This window comes from Pseudomonas palleroniana, from assembly GCF_003031675.1.
GTDB classification, from domain to species: Bacteria; Pseudomonadota; Gammaproteobacteria; order Pseudomonadales; family Pseudomonadaceae; genus Aquipseudomonas; species Aquipseudomonas palleroniana.
In genome coordinates, this window is sequence record NZ_PYWX01000038.1 from 1 (window position 1) to 19771 (window position 19771).

Below are 19771 nucleotides of genomic sequence, written 5' to 3' on the forward strand. Positions count from 1 at the left end.
ACACGGCCGAGGAGTTGCCGATGGCTTTCAAACTGGTCGAGCACATCCCGGGTGATCTGCTCCTGGGTGAAGCCCATCAGGTCGTATTCCTGAGGCCCGTTGTGCAGGTAGACCTCAGCCCGGTAGTAACGCGTGCGCTCTTCCTCGGGCAGGTCGCTCGGTGCTGCCCTCCACCAGCTGATCGTTCCCACGCTCTGCGTGGGAATGTAGCCATGGGCGCTCCGCGTCTGCTCTTAAAAGCCGTGACGCGGAGCATCACAGGATGCATTCCCACGCGAAGCGTGGGAACGAGCATTCAGCGGCTAGCTGTAGACACGGCCGAGGAGTTGCCGATGGCTTTCAAACTGGTCGAGCACATCCCGGGTGATCTGCTCCTGGGTGAAGCCCATCAGGTCGTACTCCTGAGGCCCGTTGTGCAGGTAGACCTCAGCCCGGTAGTAACGGGTGCGCTCTTCCTCGGGCAGGTCGCTCGGTGCCGACGAGTAAGCATCCAGGCTCACTTCATAGACAAACGGATTGCCCTCCGCCATCTCGATACGCACACCGATGCAGCGCTTGGACTTGCCCAACAAGGTCTGCACTTCCAGCCCCTGATCGCGCAGCGCCGTCGCCGCTTCTTCCAGCGCAGGTGTCACGTGCTTGTCCATGAAGCGTTGCACGGTGCCCTGGCTCGGTTGCAGGTCCAGTGCCGTCAAACGCTCGCTGAAACCACGACGGCCACGTTCGGCCAATTGCGCCTGCTCCTGTTCGATGGCCACATCCTGGCGCATGGCCTTGTGCAAACCGAACATGAAGAACACCAGCACCACCGAGAACGGCAGCCCCGCCAGCACCACCATGGTTTGCATGGCTTCGAAGTTACCGGCAAACAGCAAGCCGATGGTCACCAGGGTAATCACCGCCGACCAGAAGATACGCAGCCAGTGCGGCGCATCTTCGTCCACGTTGCCGCCTTTGCAGGAAAGGTTGGCCATCATCACCGCGCCGGAATCCGCCGGGGTCAGGAACAGCACAAAGCCCACAAAGATCGACACACCGATGACGACTTTCGACGCCGGGTAATGCTCAAGCAGTTGGTAGATGGCCATGGACGGCTGTTCCAGCGCCGTCTTGCCCAACTCCACCGCGCCGTGGTTGAGCACCAGGTCCAGGGCCGAGTTACCGAAGATCGACAACCACGCCAGGGTGAAGCCCAGCGGAATCAGCAGCACGCCGGCCACCAGCTCACGCACGGTGCGACCACGGGAAATACGCGCGATGAACATGCCCACGAATGGCGCCCAGGAAATCCACCAGGCCCAGTAGAACAGGGTCCACAGGCCCATCCAGCGCTCGGTCTTGTCGGCGTCGCCCTCATACACGTACAGGTCGAAGGTTTTCAGCACCAGGCCGTTCATGTAGTCGCCGATGTTCTGCACGAAACCGTTGAGCAGGTGCAGGGTCGGGCCGAACAACAACACAAAGATCAGCAGGCCGCTGAACAGCATGATGTTGAGGTTGGACAGCCGGCGAATGCCGTTTTCCACACCCGACACCGCCGCAATGGTCGCCACCGTGCTCATCACGATGATCACGATCAACAGGTTGGTGTTGTTGTGTTCCATGCCGAACAGGTTTTCCAGCCCGGACGACACCTGCATCGCACCAATCCCCAGGTTCGTCACCAGGCCCAGCAGGGTCACGAACATGCCGAAACCGTCCACCGCGTGGCCGGCCGCACCTTTCACCCAACGCTCGCCCACCAGCGGATACAAGGCCGAACGCAAGGCCAGCGGCTGGTTATGACGGTACGCAAAGTACGCCACGGCCAAGCCGACCAGCGCGTAGATTGCCCAGCCATGCAGGCCCCAGTGCAGGAAGGTCAGTTGCAGTGCCTGGCGCGCCGCACTGTTGCTGGCAGCGGCGCCTTCGGGCGGGTTGAAGTAGTGGTCCAACGGTTCCGAAGCGCCGAAGTACAACAGCGAGATACCGATGCCCGACGAGAACAACATGCCGGCCCAGGCGCCGTAGCTGAAGTCCGGGGTGTCGTCCTTGCTGCCCAGTTTCAACTTGCCGTAGGACGAAAACGCCAGCCCCACCACAAATACCAGGTAGGCGGCGATGACGACCATGTAGTACCAGCCGAAGCTTTTGGAAAGCCACGCCTGGGCTACGCCGAGCATGCGCCCGGCCTCCTGCGGGGCGATGATCAGAATGGCAGTCAGCAAAAGAATCAGCACGGTAGAGGTGTAGAACACCCAACCGTTGACCCGCACCTTTTCCGGTGGGGTCTTTATAAGAGAGGCAGAACTCATGGCGCAGATGCTCCGGGCAGTGCGAAAGAGAAACACAAGGCAACGGTTATCCCGGGACATCGATTTTTCGGCAGTCGACGGACGGGTGTTATAAAGACACCCCGAAAATTCTTGTACCCCGCCGAAGCAGTGGCCAAGCCCTGTCACGGCCTGTTTCAAGGGTTTTTGCAGGTGTCAGATGTCGCGGCTCGCAGGTAGGAAATATCTGTAGGCAGCGACCATTTGTCGCAGATCTTATTCTTTGTTGATTGAACGTTCAATCAAAACAAAATAGACTGGCCATCAAGCCGACGGACGTCTGACGTCCGCCGCAGGCCTAACGAGAGGTGCTACATGCCCAAGGTCGGTATGCAACCCATACGCCGCCAGCAGTTGATCGAAGCCACGTTGACGGCCATCGATCAGGTCGGAATGGGGGATGCCAGCATTGCGTTGATCGCCCGTTTGGCCGGCGTTTCGAACGGCATCATCAGTCACTACTTTCAGGACAAGAACGGCCTGATCGCCGCAACAATGCGGTACTTGATGAATGCGCTGATCGAGAACGTCCACGAACGCAGACGTGCCCTGAAGGATGACAGCCCACGGGCGCACCTTCAGGTGATCATCGAAGGCAACTTCGACGCCAGCCAGGTCAACGGCCCGGCAATGAAAACCTGGTTGGCCTTCTGGGCAGCCAGCATGCACCACCCGTCATTGCACAGGTTGCAGCGGATCAACGATCAACGTCTGTATTCCAACCTGTGCTGCCAGTTTCGCCGAGTGCTGCCGCTGCCGCGTGCACGCAAAGCAGCCCGAGGCCTGGCGGCCCTGATCGACGGTTTGTGGTTGCGCGGCGCCCTGTCGGGAGACGCTTTCGACACGGAGCAGGCGCAACGGATCGCGTACGAATACATGGATTTCCAATTGGCCAAGCAGGTGAGTTAGAGCACACATAACCGCTCAACCCCTGAACCGCTTCCGGTCAGTGCCGCCAGCACCTTGTGGCTCACTGTTTGGAGGTTAACGCCAACCACTTATGCACTTGCGAGGACTTTATGGCCCGTTTCGAACTGCAAAAACTCTACATTGACGGCGGCTACACCGACGCTGGCAGCGATGCCACTTTCGAAGCCATCAACCCGGCTAACGGTGAAGTTCTCGCCAAAGTGCAACGTGCGACGAAAGAAGACGTTGAACGCGCCGTGGTCAGCGCCGAAAAAGGCCAGAAGATCTGGGCTGCCATGACCGCCATGGAGCGCTCGCGCATCCTGCGTCGTGCCGTCGACATCCTGCGCGAGCGCAACGACGAGTTGGCCGAGCTGGAAACCCTGGACACCGGTAAAGCCTTGTCCGAAACCAAATACGTCGACATCGTCACCGGCGCCGATGTGCTGGAATACTACGCGGGCTTGGTGCCGGCCATCGAAGGCGAGCAAATCCCGCTGCGCGACACGGCGTTCGTCTACACCCGCCGCGAGCCCCTGGGCGTAGTGGCCGGTATCGGCGCGTGGAACTACCCGATCCAGATCGCCCTGTGGAAATCCGCACCCGCCCTGGCTGCGGGTAACGCGATGATCTTCAAGCCAAGCGAAGTCACTTCGCTGACCACCCTGAAACTGGCCGAGATCTACACCGAAGCCGGCGTTCCGGCGGGCGTGTTCAACGTGCTGACCGGCAGCGGCCGTGAAGTCGGCACCTGGCTGACCGAGCACCCGCGCATCGAGAAAGTCTCGTTCACCGGCGGCACCGACACCGGCAAGAAAGTCATGGCCAGCGCTTCGAGCTCTTCGCTCAAAGACGTGACCATGGAACTGGGCGGCAAGTCGCCGCTGATCATCTTCGACGACGCCGACCTCGACCGCGCCGCCGACACTGCGATGATGGCCAACTTCTACAGCTCCGGCCAGGTCTGCACCAACGGCACTCGCGTGTTCGTGCCCAAGCACCTGCAAGCGGCGTTCGAAGCCAAGATCGTCGAGCGTGTCGCGCGCATTCGCGTGGGCAACCCGCAAGACGACAACACCAACTTCGGCCCGCTGGTCAGCTTTGCGCACATGGAAAGCGTGCTGGGCTACATCGCCAAAGGCAAGGAAGAAGGCGCCCGCCTGCTGTGCGGCGGCGACCGCCTGACTGACGGCGAATTCGCCAAAGGCGCCTTCGTGGCCCCGACCGTGTTCACCGACTGCACCGACGACATGACTATCGTGCGCGAAGAAATCTTCGGCCCGGTGATGAGCATCCTCACCTACGAAACCGAAGAAGAAGTGATCCGCCGCGCCAACGACACCGACTTCGGCCTGGCTGCCGGCCTGGTCACCAAAGACCTGAACCGCGCCCACCGTGTGATTCATCAGTTGGAAGCGGGCATCTGCTGGATCAACGCCTGGGGCGAATCCGACGCGAAGATGCCGGTCGGTGGCTACAAGCAATCGGGTGTGGGTCGTGAGAACGGCATCAGCTCGCTGAACAACTTCACCCGCATCAAATCGGTACAGGTTGAGCTGGGCGACTACGTCTCGGTGTTCTGACAGCCCGAGACTTGTGTTGCCTTTGAGGCCGCCATCGGGAGCAAGCCCCCTCCCACACTGACTGTGTTCACATGTTCAGATGTGTGAATGCAGTCAAATGTGGGAGGGGGCTCGCCCCCGATGAGGCCCCCGCTGACCCAACTCCAAAAGAGGGTGCATTCATGTCCCAAGAATACGATTACATCATTGTGGGTGCCGGTTCCGCCGGCAACACCCTGGCGACCCGTCTGACCGAAGACGAAGGCGTCACCGTTCTGCTGCTGGAAGCCGGCGGCCCTGACTACCGCTTCGACTTCCGCACGCAAATGCCTGCGGCGCTGGCGTTCCCGCTGCAAGGCCGCCGCTACAATTGGGCCTACGAAACCGACCCGGAACCACACATGGACGGCCGGCGCATGGAATGTGGTCGCGGCAAGGGCCTGGGTGGCTCTTCCCTGATCAACGGCATGTGCTACATCCGTGGTAACGCGATGGACTACGACGGCTGGGCGAAACTGCCGGGCCTGGAAGACTGGACCTACCTCGACTGCCTGCCGTATTTCCGCAAAGCAGAAACCCGCGACATCGGCCCCAACGACTGGCACGGCGGCGATGGCCCGGTCAGCGTGACCACGCCCAAGCCCGGCAACAACCCGCTGTTCCACGCCATGGTTGAAGCCGGCGTGCAGGCCGGTTACCCGCGCACCGAAGACTTGAACGGCTACCAGCAAGAAGGTTTCGGCCCGATGGACCGTACCGTCACGCCCAAGGGCCGTCGCGCCAGCACCGCACGCGGTTACCTGGACACCGCCAAGAAGCGCCCGACGCTGACCATCGTCACCCACGCCCTCACCGACAAAGTGCTGTTCGAAGGCAAGCGTGCCGTCGGCGTGCGTTACTTGATCGGCGCGGCTGAAGAGCGCGTCGAAGCCCGTGCGCGCAAAGAAGTCATCGTGTGCAGCGGCGCAATCGCTTCGCCGCAACTGCTGCAACGCTCCGGTGTTGGCCCGGCCAAGCTGCTGGAAAGCCTCGATATCCCGGTGGTCCACGACCTACCAGGCGTCGGCGAAAACCTGCAGGACCACCTGGAGCTGTACCTGCAATATGCGTGCACCCAGCCCGTGTCGCTGTACCCGTCGCTGCTCTGGTACAACCAGCCGGCCATCGGTGCCGAGTGGCTGTTCAACGGCACCGGCATCGGCGCCAGCAACCAGTTCGAAGCGGGCGGTTTCATCCGTACCCGTGAAGAATTCGAATGGCCGAACATCCAGTACCACTTCCTGCCGGTGGCGATTAACTACAACGGCAGTAACGGTGTGAAAGAGCACGGTTTCCAGGCACACATGGGCTCCATGCGTTCGCCAAGCCGGGGTCGCATCCAGTTGAAGTCGAAGAACCCACGGGACTACCCGAGCATTCTCTTCAACTACATGGCCACCGAACAGGACTGGCAGGAGTTCCGCGACGGCATCCGCCTGACCCGTGAAATCATGGCGCAACCGGCCCTGGACCCCTACCGTGGCCGCGAAATCAGCCCGGGCATCGAAGTGCAAACCGATGAGCAACTGGACAAGTTCATCCGTGAGCATGCCGAAACCGCGTTCCACCCGTCCTGCTCGTGCAAGATGGGCACCGACGACATGGCGGTAGTGGATGGCCAGGGCCGCGTGCATGGCATGCAAGGCCTGCGTGTGGTCGATGCGTCGATCATGCCGATCATCACCACCGGCAACCTGAACGCGCCGACGATCATGATCGCCGAGAAAATCGCCGACAAGATCCGTGGCCGCCAGCCACTGCCGCGCAGCACCGCCGACTACTATGTCGCCGGCGACGCGCCAGTGCGTGGCAAGCCGTTGCGTGAAGTGGGCCAGACGGCGCAGTAACTGATAAACCGCAGCGCTCCCATCGGGAGCAAGCCCCCTCCCACACGACGGTGTTCACACGTTCAGATGTGTGAATGCAGTCAAATGTGGGAGGGGGCTTGCTCCCGATGAGGCCCGCCCAGACAAGACACGCCCCCCGCCCTACACTTTCCTTGATCAGCTCCCAGCCCAGGCCTACTCTGTTCGCCTGCCCGCGCCGAGCCGCCCACAAGGAAGGCCCCATGTTCGACCACCACGCCACACTCAAAAAACATTTCAGTGCCCTGCGCACCACCGCCGAATTCTTTTCGCTGCGCTACGTGCGCGAATCCGGCCAATACTTGTCAGTGCGCAAAAACGTCGCCGAACCGCCCCACCTGAGCCACGACGAAGGCGCCATGCTGACCGTGCGTCTCAATGGCGTGGAAGCCTATGCCGCGACCAACGATATTTCCCTGGCCGGCCTGCAAGCGGCCCTCCAACGTGCCGAACAGCAAGCCCGCCTGATCAAGCCCCACGCCCTGCTCGACCTGCGCGACCAAGCCGTCTCCAGCGCCGTCGCCGACTACCTGTCCCCCGACCTTGACCAGCCCTTCCCGTCCTTGAGCGACTGCTACCAACTGCTGGGCAACGAGTCGGCCGCCGTGCCCAAGGACGAGCGCCTGGTCAGTTGGGACGTGAGCCTGGGCCTGACCCGCGTCGAGCAGATCTACCTCAACAGCGCGGGCGCCGAATTGCGCCAGGCGCAGCGCTTTGTATTCCCCGGCGTCAATGTCACCGCCTACGACGGCAACGACAGCCAGACCCGCACCTTCGGCGGCAGCAACTTTGGCCAGCAAGGCGGGTTCGAGGTGATCAGCCGCTTCGGCCTGGTCGGCGCCGCGCCGCGCATCGCCGATGAAGCCCTGCAACTGCTGGCCGCGCCAAACACGCCCAGCGGCGCGCGTGACCTGCTGTTGATGCCCGACCAGATGATCCTGCAAATCCACGAATCCATCGGCCACCCGCTGGAGCTGGACCGCATCCTGGGCGATGAACGCAATTACGCCGGCACCAGTTTCGTCAAAGCCAGCGACTTCGGCCAGCTGCAGTACGGCTCACCGCTGCTCAACGTGACCTTCGACCCCGACATTCCCGAACAACTCGCCAGCTACGGCCATGACGACGAGGGCACGCCGGCCCGCAAACAATTCCTGATCCGCGAAGGGCTGTTGCTCAAGCCGCTGGGCGGAGCGTTGTCGCAATTCCGCTCGGGCCTGGGCGGCGTGGCCAACAGTCGCGCCAGCAGTTGGAACCGTCCGCCGATCGATCGCATGGCCAACTTGAATATCGAAGCGGGCGACAAGAGCCTCGCGCAACTGGTCGGCGGCATCGAAAACGGCATTCTCATGTCGACCAACCGCTCCTGGTCCATCGACGATGCGCGCAATAAATTCCAGTTCGGCTGCGAATGGGGCCAGTTGATCGAAAACGGCGAGCTCAAGGGCGTGGTGAAAAACCCCAACTACCGGGCGATTTCCGCAGAGTTCTGGCGCAACCTCAGCGCCGTCGGCGACGCCAGCACCTTCAAGGTCCTGGGAACGCCAAACTGCGGCAAAGGCGAACCCAACCAGGTGATCCGCGTGGGCCATGCCTCGCCCGCCTGTGTGTTCAGTCATGTCGATGTATTTGGGGGAGATGCCTGATGAACAACTTCAAGGCACTGGTGCAATGGCTCAAGCAGGCCATCACCGACAAGGAACAATTTCACCTGGGCTATGCGGATGAAGCCTCCGAGTTCGTACGCTTCAACCACGCGCAGGTGCGCCAGGCCGGGCAGGTGCAACAAGCCAGCCTCAACCTGAAACTGATCAACGATGGCCGCCACGCCGACCTGGGCATCACCCTGTCCGGTGAGCCTGCGCTGGACCGCCAACGCCTGGCCGACGGCCTGCAGCAACTGCGTGAAACCTTGCCGTTGCTGCCGCGGGACCCGTACCTGTTGCTGAACCACAATGCCTGGCAGAGCCACAATGAACAGGCGCGACCACTGCCGGAACTGGCCCAGGTATTGGAAGCGATCGGCCAGGCCGCTGACGGTGTCGACCTGGTCGGCTTCTACGCCGCCGGCCCCATCAGCCGGGGTTTCGCCAGTTCGGACGGGGCCTTTGGCTGGCACCGCGCCAACAGCTTCAACTTCGATTTCAGCCTGTTCCATGCCAATGGTGAAGCGGTGAAAGCCAGCTACGCCGGGCACACATGGAATAGCGAAGAGTTCGCCGCACGGTTGCAGCAGGCACGCCGGCAATTGGAATTTCTCGGCCGTCCGCTGCACACACTGGCCCCTGGGCAATACCGTGCCTACCTCGCGCCGGCGGCGCTGGAAGAGATCATCAGCATCATCACTTGGGGCGGGTTCTCCGCCCAGGCCATCGCCAGCAAAGGCAGTTCGCTGCAAAAGCTGTATGCCGGTGAACAGGCGCTGAGCCCGTTGATCAAGCTCGATGAGCAGGTCAGCGGGTCCCTCAGCCAGGCGTTTTCCACCGAAGGCTACCCCCGTGGCGATGTCACGCTGATCAACCAAGGCAAGGCAGAAGGCCAACTGATCAACTCGCGCAGCGCCGCCGAATATGGCCTGAGCACCAACGGCGCGAGCAGTGACGAATCCCCGAGCGCCTTGCAAATGGCGGCGGGCGACCTGGCCCAGGCCGATATTCTCAAGCAGCTGGGCACAGGGCTGTATATCAGCAACCTGTGGTACCTGAACTACTCCGACCTGCCGGCCGCACGCCTGACCGGCATGACCCGCTTCGCCACGTTCTGGGTCGAAGACGGCGAAATCAAGGCGCCGGTCAGCACCATGCGCTTTGATGACAGTGTGTACAACCTGCTCGGTTCACAGCTGGAAGCGCTGACCGCCGAGCGGGAATTGCTGCTGTCGCCGAGCACTTACGACCGACGCAACACGGCCTCCAACTTGTTGCCGGGGGCCTTGGTCAAACGCCTGACCCTGACCCTCTGAACACAGCAGTGTGAGGGGGGCTTGCTCCCTCCCACACTGCTTTGTGCAGATTTCAAATACTCCAGCTCGCCCCCTTCCTACCGTAAATTCTCATCTTCCGCTTGTTCCTGCGTGCTCTGTTGTCGCCTGCAAAAAACCTCGTTATAAGGGTTAGTGGCATCCCGCCACTCTCCCCCAACGAGAGCACGACCTTGCCCGGGATAGGGCAAGCTGGAGCGTTGACATGGACCATGGAAGTTTTGTCATACAAAAGCTGTTCAAGCACTACAACGTTCACGTTGAACGGCTGGGTAACCATCCGCAAAAAAACACCGTGCTCATGGTCAATGGAGCACTGTCCACCACGCGGTCCTTTGCGCGAACCAGTAAATGCCTGGCCGAGCATTTCAACGTGCTGCTGTTTGACTTGCCCTTTTCGGGTTACTCCCGCGAGCACAATATCGACCTCGACCTGGTGACCAAGGACGATGAAGTGCAAATACTGCGCGCGCTGGTGGAGCGCTTTGAGGTCAACCATCTGGTCTCGGCCTCCTGGGGCGGCATCTCCACGCTGTTGACCCTGGCGCACAATCCACCGTCGATCAAAAGCTCGGTGGTGATGGCCCTGGCACCCCACCTCAATCAGGCCATGCTCGACTATGTGGAACGCGTACGCGTGCTGATCGAGGCCGATGACAAATCCGCCGTCGGCCATCTGCTCAACGAGACTGTCGGCCAATACCTGTCGCCGCGCCTCAAGCGCAATAACCATCGACACCTGTCGAGCATGGCCACCACCGAGTATCGCCAGGCGCGCTTTCACATTCATCAGGTGCTGGCCCTGGGCGACGGCAACTACCTGCCGGCGCTCAGGCAGATTGAAACACCAGTGCACTTCCTCAACGGCGCCCTGGACGAATACACCCCCGCCGCCGAGGCACAGCTGTTCAAGCACTATGTGGGGCGCAGCAGCTTTGCCGTGGCCGAACACACGGGCCACTTGCTGGATCTGGAGTCCAACGAAGCGGCTGCGGCGGTGCACCGTGAACTGCTGGATTTCCTGGTGGGAAAAGGCGCGACGAATGGCGCATAATTGCCGACACGTAGCCAGCTAACAAAAGGGTTCACATGCCGAATCGCGCCCCTCTCGATGCCAAGACCGCCCGCTGGCTACCCTGGGTGGTAGCGATTGCCTTCTTCATGCAGTCGCTGGATGGGACGATTCTCAACACGGCACTGCCGGCCATGGCCCGGGACCTCGCGGAAAACCCACTGCGTATGCAAGGCGTGGTGATTGCCTACATGCTCACCGTCGCCTTGCTGATCCCGGCATCGGGCTGGATCGCCGATCGTTTCGGCACCAAGAAAATCTTCTTCGGCGCGATCATGTTGTTCAGTATCGGCTCGCTGCTGTGCGCCCTGTCGAGCAGCTTGACCATGCTCGTCGGCGCGCGCGTGATCCAGGGCCTGGGCGGCGCCTTGATGCTGCCGGTCGGGCGGTTGGTGGTGCTACGTGCCTACCCTCGTTCGGAGCTGGTGCGCATCATGGGCTTCATTACCATCCCCGGCCTGCTCGGCCCGCTGCTTGGCCCGACCATGGGCGGCTGGATGGTGCAATACCTGACCTGGCACTGGATCTTCCTGATCAACCTGCCGGTAGGGATGATCGGCTGCTACGCCGTCTGGAAACTCATCCCCGACCTGCGCGGCAGCGAGCGCACACGCTTCGACGGCATCGGCTTTCTTCTGTTTGGCGCGGCAATGGTGCTGATCACCATCGCCATGGAGGGCCTGGGCGAACTGCACTTGCCGCATCTGCGGGTAATGTTGCTGCTGTTTGGCGGGCTGGCGTGCCTGGCGGCGTATTGGCTGCGCGCCGGGCATCTGGATAACCCGCTGTTTTCGCCGATGCTGTTCAAGACTCGCACCTTCGCCGTGGGCATCCTCGGCAACCTGTTTGCACGCTTGGGCAGCGGCGCCCTGCCGTTTCTGGTGCCGTTGCTGCTGCAGGTGGCGCTGGGGTATTCGCCGTCGGAAGCCGGCATGAGCATGCTGCCGCTGGCGGCGGCGGCGATGTTCGCAAAATCCATCGCCCGCGTACTGATCGAACGCCTCGGTTACCGCGTGGTGCTGACCGGCAACACCTTGTTCCTCGGCATCATGCTGGCGAGCATGGGCCTGGTCAGCGAGCACACGCCCTACCCATTGCTGCTGTGCATGCTGGCGGTACTGGGGGCGATCAATTCCCTGCAATTCACCGCAATGAACACCGTCACCCTGATCGACCTCGACGACGCCCAGGCCAGCAGCGGCAACAGCTTGCTGTCGGTGGTCGCGCAATTGTCCCTCAGCCTCGGCGTGGCCTGTGCCGGTGCGTTGCTCGGCGGCTTTACCGCCCAAACCGGCAATGACGGCGTGGAAAGCGTGCTCGGCGCGTTCCAACTGACCTTTCTCACCGTGGGCATCATGGCGATGCTGGCGGCGGCGATCTTCCTGCAATTGTCGCCAACGGACGGTAAACGCGTGGTCAGCCGCGAACACGACATCGAGCATTAACCGGCTTCTCGTCTAGAACTTGCGGGGAAATTCCTTTGAGACTGGTACACTGCGCGACATTTTGTTTTGCAGAGCCAGTCCCGTGACTACCATCGCCACCGCTTTTAATACTTTGCCCCTGTCCGCCGCCATGCTGGCTAACCTCGACTCGCTGGGTTATGTCGAGATGACGCAGATCCAGGCGCAGAGCTTGCCGGTGATCCTCAAAGGGCTGGACCTGATTGCCCAGGCCAAGACCGGCAGCGGCAAGACCGCCGCGTTCGGCATCGGCCTGTTGAACCCGATCAACCCGCGCTACTTCGGCTGCCAGGCCCTGGTGATGTGCCCGACCCGTGAGCTGGCTGACCAGGTCGCCAAGGAAATCCGCCGCCTGGCCCGCGCTGAAGACAATATCAAGGTGCTGACCTTGTGCGGCGGCGTGTCCCTGGGCCCGCAGATCGCCTCCCTGGAACATGGCGCCCACGTCATCGTCGGCACCCCGGGCCGCATCCAGCAGCACCTGCGCAAAGGTTCGTTGGTACTGGACGGCTTGAACACGCTGATCCTCGACGAAGCCGACCGTATGCTCGACATGGGCTTCTACGACGCCATCGAAGACATCATCAGCAAAACCCCGCCGCGCCGCCAGACCTTGCTGTTCTCGGCCACCTACCCGGTGAGCATCAAGCAGTTGGCGTCCAAGTTCATGCGGGCGCCGCAACAGGTGAAAGCCGAGGCGTTCCACTCCGACGACCAGATCGAACAGCGTTTCTATGAGATCTCGCCAGAAGAGCGCATGGACGCGGTGACCAAGGTGCTGGCGCATTTCCGCCCGGCCTCGTGCGTAGCGTTCTGCTTTACCAAGCAGCAAGTGCAGGAAACCGTGGACCACCTGACCGCCAAGGGCATTTCCGCCGTTGGCCTGCATGGCGACCTGGAACAGCGCGACCGTGACCAGGTGCTGGCGATGTTCGCCAACCGCAGCACGTCGGTACTGGTTGCCACCGACGTCGCCGCCCGTGGCCTGGACATTGACTCGCTGGACATGGTGATCAACGTCGAACTGGCCCGCGACTCGGAAATCCACATCCACCGTGTAGGCCGTACCGGCCGCGCCGGTGAGACCGGCATCGCGATCAGCCTGGTGGCGCCCTCCGAAGCACACCGCGCCCAAGCCATCGAACAGTTGCAGAAAACCCCGCTGAACTGGGACCAACTGGACAACCTCAAGCCACAAAGCGGTGGCCCGCTGCTGCCGCAGATGAGCACCCTGTGCATCGCCGCCGGCCGCAAAGACAAAGTGCGTCCAGGCGACATCCTCGGTGCATTGACCGGTGAAGCCGGCATCCCGGGTGCCCAGGTCGGCAAGATCGCGATCTTCGACTTCCAGGCATTCGTCGCGGTGGAGCGCGGGATCGCCAAGCAGGCGCTGCAGCGTTTGAATAACGGCAAGATCAAAGGCCGTTCGTTGCGCGTGCGCATCCTCTGACAGGATCGCTCCCACGCTCTGCGTGGGAATGCATCCCGTGACGCTCTGCGTCACCCTGCGGACGCAGAGCGTCCATTGCGGCATTCCCACGCAGAGCGTGGGAACGATCTGATAAACATGAGGACACCGTTTTGCGCTCGACCGAAGTTGTGATCATTGGCGCCGGCGCCGCAGGCTTGATGTGCGCGCTGACTGCCGCCGGGCGTGGGCGCAAGGTGATGTTGATCGACCATGCGAACAAGGCCGGCAAGAAGATCCTGATGTCGGGCGGTGGCCGCTGCAATTTCACCAACATGTACACCGAGCCGGCCAACTTCCTCTCGCACAACGCGCACTTCTGCAAGTCCGCCCTGGCCCGCTATACCCAATGGGACTTTATCGGGCTGGTGGCCAAGCACGGCGTGCCGTACCACGAGAAGAAACTCGGCCAGCTGTTCTGCGACAACAAGTCCAGCGACATCCTCGGCATGCTGCTCGATGAGTGCCTCCAGAACGGTGTGCACCTGCACCTGGACACCTCCATCCAGGAGATCGCCAAGGTCGACGGTGGCTATCAATTGCAGACCACCCTGGGCGAGCTGCGCTGCGAATCCCTGGTGATCGCCACCGGAGGCCTGTCGATCCCGACCCTGGGTGCTACCGGTTTTGGTTATCAGGTCGCCAGGCAATTTGGCCACGAACTGCTGCCGACCCGCGCAGGTCTTGTGCCCTTCACCATCACCGACCAGCTCAAGGAACTGTGCGGCGAGTTGTCCGGCACCTCCGTGGACTGCCTGGTCAGCTGCAACGGCCAGAGCTTTCGCGAAAACATCCTGTTCACTCACCGCGGCCTGAGCGGCCCGGCGATTTTGCAGATTTCTTCGTACTGGGAGTCCGGCGACACCGTCGAGATCAACCTGCTGCCCGATCATGACGCCCACAGCTGGCTGCAACAGCAACAGGTCGAGCATCCCAACAGCGAGTTGAAAACCCTGCTCGGCGACATATTCACCAAGAAGATGGCCAACCTGCTGGCGCAAAGCTGGTTCGTGTCCAAGCCGATGAAGCAGTACACCCACGCCGAAATCGCCGAAATCGCGCAAAAGCTGTCGAGCTGGCAGTTGGTGCCGGCCGGCACCGAGGGCTATCGCACCGCTGAGGTGACGCTGGGCGGAGTGGATACGCGGGAAGTGTCGTCCAAGACCATGGAATCGCTGAAAAGCCCAGGGCTGTACTTCATCGGGGAAGTGCTGGATGTGACCGGTCACCTGGGCGGGTTCAACTTCCAGTGGGCCTGGGCGTCAGGCTACGCCGCTGCACAGTACGCCTGACGAAACCGGATCAAAAAATGTGGGAGGGGGCTTGCTCCCGATAGCGGTGGATCAGCCAGCTTATCTGCCGCTGCCCCACCGCCATCGGGAGCAAGCCCCTCCCACTTGGATTGCATTGCATATTGAAAATGGCGGGCGGGAATATATTTTGCTGTCGGATGTGATCGCCACGCTTGCCGTGGCGTCATTACTGGCTCAATTTAGCGGCATCGTCCCGGAAGACTCCAGACTTCATGTCATCGACCTCGTTCAAGCAGTCCATGCGGCGCCTGTGGGCGCTGGATAAATTCAGTTACAGCGTACGGGTATTCATCGCCCTCACCGGCAGCATGGCGCTGTGCTGGTATCAGGATGAAATGACGCTGCTGATCCCGTTGTTCCTGGGGATTATCGCCAGCGCCCTGGCCGAGACCGATGACAGTTGGCAAGGCCGCCTCAATGCCCTGGCGGTGACGCTGGTGTGTTTCAGCATCGCGGCACTGTCGGTGGAGCTGCTGTTTCCCTACCCCTGGATCTTCGCGATAGCCCTGGCCCTGGCCAGTTTCGGCCTGACCATGCTCGGGGCGTTGGGTGAACGTTATGGGGCGATTGCCTCGGCGACGCTGATTCTGTCGGTGTACACCATGATCGGCGTGGACCAGCGCGGTGGCGCGGTCACGGATTTCTGGCATGAGCCCCTGCTGCTGGTAGCGGGTGCAGCCTGGTATGGCGTGCTGTCGGTAGTGTGGCAGGCACTGTTTTCCAACCAGCCGGTACAGCAGAGCCTGGCGCGGTTGTTCCGCGAGCTGGGACGCTACCTTAAACTGAAGTCGTCGCTGTTCGAGCCCATCCGCCAGTTGGACGTGGAAGCGCGCCGCCTGGAACTGGCCCAGCAAAATGGCCGGGTGGTCGCAGCGCTGAATGCGGCGAAGGAAATCATCCTTCACCGCGTGGGCAATGGTCGGCCAGGCTCGAAAGTCAGCCGCTACTTGAAGCTGTACTTCCTAGCCCAGGACATTCACGAACGCGCCAGTTCATCCCATTATCCCTACAACGCCCTGGCCGAAGCCTTCTTCCACAGCGACGTGCTGTTCCGTTGCCAGCGCCTGCTGCGTCAGCAAGGCAAAGCCTGCCAGACCCTCGCCGAGTCGATTCAGCTACGCCAGCCGTTCATCTATGACGACAGCTTCGCCGAAGCCCTGGGCGACTTGAACGCGTCCCTGGAGCATCTGCGCATCCAGAGCAACCCGGCTTGGCGCGGCCTGCTGCGTTCGCTACGGGCCTTGGCGGCCAACCTGTCCACGCTCGACCGCCTGCTGAGCGACGCCAGCAACCCCGACGCCCTGGCCGACGCCACCGACAGCAGCCTGCTTGACCGCTCGCCGCGCAACCTGAAGGAAATGTGGACGCGCCTGCGCACCCAGCTGACGCCGACGTCGTTGTTGTTTCGCCACGCGTTGCGCCTGCCGCTGGCACTGAGCATCGGCTACGGCATGGTGCATTTGATTCACCCGTCCCAGGGTTACTGGATCATCCTCACTACCTTGTTCGTCTGCCAGCCCAACTACGGCGCGACGCGGCGTAAGCTCGGCCAGCGGATCATCGGCACCGCCATCGGCCTCACCGTGGCCTGGGCCTTGTTCGACCTGTTCCCAAGCCCGCTGGTGCAGTCGATGTTCGCCATCGCCGCCGGCCTGGTGTTCTTTATCAACCGCACCACCCGCTACACCCTGGCCACGGCGGCGATCACCCTGATGGTGCTGTTCTGCTTCAACCAGGTCGGCGATGGCTACGGGCTGTTCCTGCCGCGTCTGTTCGACACCTTGCTCGGCAGCGTGATCGCGGGCCTGGCGGTGTTCCTGTTCCTGCCGGACTGGCAAGGCCGGCGCCTGAACAAAGTGCTGGCCAACACCCTGACCTGCAACAGCATCTACCTGCGCCAGATCATGCAGCAATACGCCGCCGGCAAGAGCGACGACCTGGCCTACCGCCTGGCCCGGCGCAATGCACACAACGCCGACGCAGCGCTGTCCACGACCCTGGCGAACATGCTGATGGAGCCGGGGCACTTCCGTAAGGAGGCAGACGTGGGCTTTCGCTTCCTGGTGTTGTCCCACACCCTGCTCAGCTATTTATCGGGGCTGGGCGCGCACCGCGAAACCCAACTGCCGGCCGAAGCGCGTGAACATTTGATCGAGGGTGCCGGCAATACCCTGGCGGCAAGTATCGATGAAATCGCCACGGGGCTGGCCAACAAGCAGCCCATTGCGATTCAAAGCGATGCCGAGGAAGCGATGGCCGCGGAGCTGGAGCAGATGCCGGAGGAGATCGATGAAGGGCAGCGCCTGGTGCAGACGCAGTTGGCATTGATCTGTCGGCAATTGGGGCCGTTGCGCACATTGGCCGCACATTTGATCAAAGATACCGGCGCGGCTTAGGCCGCTATCGGGGGCAAGCCCCCTCCTACAGGGGAATGCGTTCCAAAGGCAGGACGATAAGGCCAGAAAGAACGCTACATCCCATGCTCTTTCATTAACCGGTCATAACTACCGTCGGCCTTCATCCTGGCGATCTCCCGATCGAAGCCGGCAACGATCTGCGCATGCTCCGGGTTCTTCAGGCTGACCAGGATATGCAGGCTGTTCTCACTCAGCGGCTTGGGCAGGAACTCCACCGAATTGCGCACCCGCGGCGACTCCCGCGCCAGGTAGTAGCGGGCCACATACTCATCTTCCAGCGTCAGCCTCACTCGCTGTGCAGCGAGCATGCGCACGGCCATGGCGAAGTTATGCACCGGTATTTTCTGTAATTGTGCATCCTGATCGAACGCTGGCGAATAGGCATACCCGCGCACGACAGCGATAGGTTCGCCGTGCAACTGCTCCAGGTTCTGATAGTCGATCGGGTCATCGCCACGTTTAATGAAACGCACCCGGTTGAGCAGGTACTCAGCGGAGAACTGCCCAAACTGCGTGCGGGCATCGTCGTACCAGGCATTGATCAGCACGTCGTAGCGCCCCTCACTGACCCCCATCAGCGCGCGCGCCCAGGGCACCTGCTCGAAATCGCTGGCGTAGCCGGCACGGGCCAACGCAGTGCTGACAATATCGGTGGCCAACCCACCGTTGACCAGCGTGATATCGGTAAACGGTGGCCAGGCGTCCGCGACCAGACGCAGGCGTTGCGCGAGCGCCGGTTGGGCCAGCAACAGCACTGCAATCAAAGCAACGGCACGATAACTTCGCAGCATGCTCAAAGTCCTTGGCGGGCACGTGATGGCTTTATAACAGTAGCTCATCAATGAGCTTGTATTGCAGATTACACAAAGAAGTCAGCGGCGAGCGCAGAGAATGATGGCAAATTGACGCCATTCACAAAAATGCACGACTTAGACAGCAACCGCCGTCGCGCTTACTATCCTCTCCAGGCATTTCCAAGAGCACATATGATGACGATTGAATGGGTCTGCAAGCATCACGACGATTTGGGCAAAGAGCAGCTCTACGCCATCTTGCGCCTGCGCTGCGAGGTGTTTGTCGTGGAGCAGCGGTGCGCTTATCAGGACATCGACGGGCAGGACCTGTCCGGCGATACCCACCACCTGATGGCCTGGAAAGAGAATGAACTGGTGGCCTACCTGCGCTTGCTGGACCCGGAGTCCCAGGGCGGCGACGTGGTGATTGGCCGGGTCATCGTGGCACCCTCGGCGCGCGGCAGCGGCCTGGGGCACCGGATGATGGAGGAGACGCTCAAGCACATCGCAGAAATCTGGCCCGAGATGCCGATCTTTCTCTCAGCCCAGGCGCATTTGCAGGAATATTACGGGCGGTATGGGTTTGTGGTGGCGGGCGAGGAATACCTGGAGGACGATATTCCACATATTGGTATGCGGCGCGCTTGAGGACCTCATCGGGGGCAAGCCCCCTCCCACACTGGGTTGGGTTCACACTGTCAAAATGTGGGAGGGGGCTTGCCCCCGATTGCGTCAGCCCTATCACCGCATCCCTCAGGGGTAACCCAACACCTGCTTGATCGACACCAGATTCCCTTCGATCCATTGGCGATCAATCGCCCCCCAGTTGCGGATCCGATAGCGCCCGGCATGGTTGCGCGCACCGTCTTGCTGCTCGAACTCACACACGATATCCAGGTCGGCCAGCGCCGCAATCGTGTCCTGCGCGGTGCGCCTGGGCATGCCGGTGACGTCAGTCAGTGCCGGGACAGTGCTGGCCAGCTGGCTGTCGATCAAGTACGCCACGTACAGGCGGCGGTAAAAACTGCTTTTGGTCTTGCTCACATCCATGGTCAATCGCCTTGTGCGGTCAGGGCTTGCCCTGCAGGTCGCGATACGTGAGGTACACCCGCAGGTCGAATTCCACCTGATGGTAGCCCGGCATCATGTAGTCGCAGAGTTTGTAGAACGCCTTGTTGTGGTCCGATTCCTTGAAGTGCGCCAGTTCATGCACCACGATCATGCGCAGAAATTCCGGTGCCGCCTCCTTGAACAACGCGGCAATACGGATCTCTTTCTTGGCTTTGAGATTGCCGCCCTGCACGCGCGAAATCGTGGTGTGCAAACCCAAGGCGCGATGGGTCAGGTCCAGGCGGTTATCGAACAGCACCTTATCGATTGCCGGGGCGTTGCGCAGGTGTTCCTGCTTGAGCGCCAGCGCATACGCGTACAACGCCTTATCGCTCTGCACCGCGTGGCGCTCGGGGTAACGCTGCTCCAGATAGGCACCCAACTGGTCTTTGGCGATCAATTGGCGCACCTGCTCCTGGAGCGCGGCGGGATAGGCCTGGAGGTATTTCAACGCGGTCATGGGATCT

At 61.5% G+C, this 19771-nt stretch carries 16 protein-coding genes; 11 read left to right on the forward strand and 5 right to left on the reverse strand.

Features of this window, described 5'->3' with window-relative positions:
- On the reverse strand, positions 1–191 hold a 191-nt coding region (locus C9383_RS28015; RefSeq protein WP_146164710.1), incomplete at its 3' end, for a hypothetical protein.
- Between the two features lie 111 nt (positions 192–302).
- Complete coding sequence (locus C9383_RS13630) at positions 303–2237, reverse strand: BCCT family transporter (protein ID WP_235594017.1); 1935 nt, start codon at positions 2235–2237, stop codon at positions 303–305.
- 390 nt (positions 2238–2627) lie between these two features.
- Here C9383_RS13630 and betI point away from each other — a divergent pair, with 390 nt between their 5' ends.
- From betI to yccS, 10 genes are all read left to right on the forward strand, one after another.
- Complete coding sequence (betI, locus tag C9383_RS13635; RefSeq protein ID WP_060753387.1) at positions 2628–3221, forward strand: transcriptional regulator BetI; 594 nt, start codon at positions 2628–2630, stop codon at positions 3219–3221.
- Between the two features lie 110 nt (positions 3222–3331).
- Positions 3332–4804: a betaine-aldehyde dehydrogenase gene (betB, locus tag C9383_RS13640; protein ID WP_090368320.1), complete on the forward strand. Its 1473-nt coding sequence runs from the start codon at positions 3332–3334 to the stop codon at positions 4802–4804.
- A 161-nt stretch (positions 4805–4965) separates the two neighbouring features.
- Complete coding sequence (betA, locus tag C9383_RS13645; RefSeq protein WP_090368317.1) at positions 4966–6669, forward strand: choline dehydrogenase; 1704 nt, start codon at positions 4966–4968, stop codon at positions 6667–6669.
- A gap of 221 nt (positions 6670–6890) precedes the next feature.
- On the forward strand, positions 6891–8333 hold the full coding sequence (locus tag C9383_RS13650) for a TldD/PmbA family protein (protein WP_090368315.1): 1443 nt from the start codon (positions 6891–6893) through the stop codon (positions 8331–8333).
- Entirely contained in the window at positions 8333–9649 is a 1317-nt protein-coding gene (locus C9383_RS13655) for a TldD/PmbA family protein (RefSeq protein WP_090368313.1), read from the forward strand. The genes C9383_RS13650 and C9383_RS13655 overlap by 1 nt, the downstream gene beginning before the upstream one ends.
- A gap of 223 nt (positions 9650–9872) precedes the next feature.
- Positions 9873–10721: an alpha/beta fold hydrolase gene (locus C9383_RS13660; RefSeq protein WP_090368311.1), complete on the forward strand. Its 849-nt coding sequence runs from the start codon at positions 9873–9875 to the stop codon at positions 10719–10721.
- A 35-nt stretch (positions 10722–10756) separates the two neighbouring features.
- The gene (gene mdtD, locus C9383_RS13665) at positions 10757–12184 is read left to right on the forward strand and encodes a multidrug transporter subunit MdtD (RefSeq protein WP_090368309.1); all 1428 of its coding nucleotides are present in this window, start codon (positions 10757–10759) and stop codon (positions 12182–12184) included.
- Positions 12185–12314: 130 nt separating this feature from the next.
- Positions 12315–13652 (forward strand): ATP-dependent RNA helicase DbpA, encoded by a 1338-nt coding sequence (dbpA, locus tag C9383_RS13670; protein ID WP_232966058.1) that lies wholly within the window; start codon positions 12315–12317, stop codon positions 13650–13652.
- Between the two features lie 131 nt (positions 13653–13783).
- Positions 13784–14962 (forward strand): BaiN/RdsA family NAD(P)/FAD-dependent oxidoreductase, encoded by a 1179-nt coding sequence (locus C9383_RS13675; RefSeq protein ID WP_060753395.1) that lies wholly within the window; start codon positions 13784–13786, stop codon positions 14960–14962.
- Positions 14963–15195: 233 nt separating this feature from the next.
- Positions 15196–17379: a YccS family putative transporter gene (yccS, locus tag C9383_RS13680; RefSeq protein ID WP_090368307.1), complete on the forward strand. Its 2184-nt coding sequence runs from the start codon at positions 15196–15198 to the stop codon at positions 17377–17379.
- A 74-nt stretch (positions 17380–17453) separates the two neighbouring features.
- On the opposite strand, the gene C9383_RS13685 is transcribed toward yccS, so the two are convergent.
- Positions 17454–18191, reverse strand: a complete 738-nt coding sequence (locus C9383_RS13685; protein ID WP_090368305.1) for a substrate-binding periplasmic protein — start codon at positions 18189–18191, stop codon at positions 17454–17456.
- Positions 18192–18389: 198 nt separating this feature from the next.
- Between C9383_RS13685 and C9383_RS13690 the strand changes: the two genes are divergently transcribed.
- Entirely contained in the window at positions 18390–18842 is a 453-nt protein-coding gene (locus tag C9383_RS13690; RefSeq protein ID WP_060753677.1) for a GNAT family N-acetyltransferase, read from the forward strand.
- A 105-nt stretch (positions 18843–18947) separates the two neighbouring features.
- On the opposite strand, the gene C9383_RS13695 is transcribed toward C9383_RS13690, so the two are convergent.
- Positions 18948–19244 carry a winged helix-turn-helix domain-containing protein gene (locus C9383_RS13695; RefSeq protein WP_090368303.1) on the reverse strand — a complete coding sequence of 99 codons (297 nt, stop codon included), beginning with the start codon at positions 19242–19244 and terminating at the stop codon, positions 18948–18950.
- A 19-nt stretch (positions 19245–19263) separates the two neighbouring features.
- Positions 19264–19764 (reverse strand): M48 metallopeptidase family protein, encoded by a 501-nt coding sequence (locus C9383_RS13700; RefSeq protein ID WP_090368301.1) that lies wholly within the window; start codon positions 19762–19764, stop codon positions 19264–19266.
- Between the last annotated feature and the right edge of the window lie 7 nt (positions 19765–19771).